Annotated in this window: 1 protein-coding gene; it reads left to right on the plus strand. The window is 62.9% G+C overall.

Annotated features, from left to right (window positions below):
• A partial coding sequence (locus TK42_RS26710; protein ID WP_146097905.1) for an amino acid adenylation domain-containing protein occupies positions 1–1,250 on the plus strand: 1,250 nt, incomplete at both ends.

Consider the following 1,250-nt stretch of genomic DNA (forward strand, 5'->3'; position numbering starts at 1 on the left):
GAACTGGATCGCCAGGCCAACCGTCTGGCTCATGCCCTGATTGCCCGTGGCGTCGGCCCGGAAGTGCGCGTGGCCATTGCCATGCCGCGCAGTGCCGAAATCATGGTGGCGTTCCTGGCGGTGATGAAAGCCGGTGGCGTGTATGTGCCGCTGGATATCGAGTACCCGCGTGATCGCTTGCTGTACATGATGCAGGACAGCCGCTCGAAATTGCTGCTGACTCATTCTGCAGTGCAGCAGCGGTTGCCGATCCCGGAGGGCCTGGAAGCCTTGGCGGTGGATCAGGTGCACGCCTGGTCAAGTTATAGCGAAACAGCACCGAATGTGGCGCTGGATGGCGACAACCTCGCCTACGTGATCTACACCTCCGGTTCCACCGGCCTGCCCAAGGGCGTGGCGGTGTCTCACGGGCCGTTGGTGGCGCACATTATCGCCACCGGCGAGCGCTATGAAACCTCGCCGGCCGATTGCGAACTGCACTTCATGTCGTTCGCCTTCGACGGCTCCCACGAAGGCTGGATGCACCCGTTGATCAACGGCGCCAGCGTGTTGATCCGTGATGACAGCCTGTGGTTGCCCGAATACACCTATGAGCAGATGCACCGCCATAACGTGACCATGGCGGTCTTCCCGCCGGTGTACCTGCAACAGTTGGCCGAACATGCCGAGCGCGACGGCAACCCACCGGCGGTACGGGTGTATTGCTTTGGCGGTGATGCCGTTGCTCAAGCCAGCTATGACCTGGCTTGGCGCGCGCTGAAACCCAAGTACCTGTTCAACGGCTACGGCCCTACCGAAACCGTGGTTACGCCGTTGTTGTGGAAAGCGCGCAAGGGCGATCCATGCGGTGCAGTCTACGCACCCATCGGCACCTTGCTCGGCAACCGCAGCGGTTACGTCCTGGATTCGCAACTCAATCTGCAACCCATCGGCGTGGCAGGCGAGTTGTACCTGGGCGGCGAGGGCGTGGCCCGGGGTTACCTGGAGCGCCCGGCACTGACTGCCGAGCGTTTCGTGCCGGACCCATACGGCAAACCGGGCAGCCGTGTGTACCGCAGCGGCGACCTGACCCGTGGGCGTCCGGATGGGGTGGTGGACTACCTGGGGCGTGTCGACCATCAGGTGAAGATCCGCGGTTTCCGTATCGAGTTGGGTGAAATCGAAGCGCGTTTGCGCGAGCAGGTCAACGTCGGTGAAACCGTGGTGGTGGCTCAGGAGGGCCCGACCGGCAAGCAGCTGGTGGCCTATGT

It is taken from the genome of Pseudomonas sp. GZJR-8 (genome assembly GCF_002916705.1).
Classification (GTDB): Bacteria; Pseudomonadota; Gammaproteobacteria; order Pseudomonadales; family Pseudomonadaceae; genus Aquipseudomonas; species Aquipseudomonas synxantha_A.